Origin of the sequence: Polyangium sp. 15x6, from assembly GCF_029960785.1 — a bacterium.
Classification (GTDB): Bacteria; Myxococcota_A; Polyangia; order Polyangiales; family Polyangiaceae; genus Polyangium.
Genome location: NZ_JASBQE010000263.1, coordinates 1 through 849 on the forward strand (window position 1 = coordinate 1; position 849 = coordinate 849).

Here is an 849-nt window from a genome sequence, read left to right on the forward strand (position 1 = left end):
GCGGGCGCGGGTTTCGCGCCGGCGGGGACGGCGGGCGCGGCCGGCGGCTTCGGGGCGGGCGCGAAGGGGGCCACGTCCGCCGGAGCGGGAGGCGCGGGGGCCTGCGGCGCGGGGGCGGGAGGAACGGCGGCCTTTTCGCCGATTTTCGGCGCCCCGGGCATGGCGCCTTCGGGCACCTGCGGTTTGCCTTCCGGCATCGCGGCTTTGCCTGGGGGCGCCGGAACCTTGCCTTCCGGCACGCCGGGCGCCGCCTTGGCGGCCGGAACGTCTACCTTGGCGGCCTGATCCGGCACCTTGGCGGCCGGCGCCGCCTTCGGGGCGGCCGGAATTTCTACCTTGGCGGCCGGCGCCTCCTTCGGGGCGGCCGGAATTTCTACCTTGGCGGCCGGCGCCTCCTTCGGGGCGGCCGGAACCGCTACCTTGGCGGCCTGATCCGGCGCCTTGGCGGCCGGCGCCGCTACCTTGGCGGCCTGATCCGGTACCTTGACAGCCGGCGCCGCTACATCGGCAGCCGGCGCCGCTACCTTGGCAGCCGGATCCGGTACCTTGGCGGCCCCCGCCGCTACATCGGCGCCCGGTTCCGGTTTCGAGACGTCCGGCGCCGATTTCGAGGCATCCGGAACCGCCGCCTTGGCATCCGGAGCCGCCGCCTTGGCATCCGGAGCCGCCGCCTTGGCATCCGGAACCGCCGCCTTGGCATCCGGAACCTCTGCCTTGGCATCCGCAGCCGCCTCCGCGCCGCCCGGAGCCGCTGCCGCCTCCCCTTCCGGAGCCGCCGCCTCGCCCTCGGGCGCCGCCGCGCCGTCCGCGCCCGCCGCCGCGCCGTCCGCCCCGCCGGCCTTGGCCTGC

1 protein-coding gene is annotated in these 849 nt (G+C 77.1%); it reads right to left on the reverse strand.

Annotated elements, in window-relative coordinates:
- Positions 1 to 849 (reverse strand): hypothetical protein (locus QHF83_RS53360; RefSeq protein WP_348980548.1); only part of this gene is annotated, 849 nt, incomplete at both ends.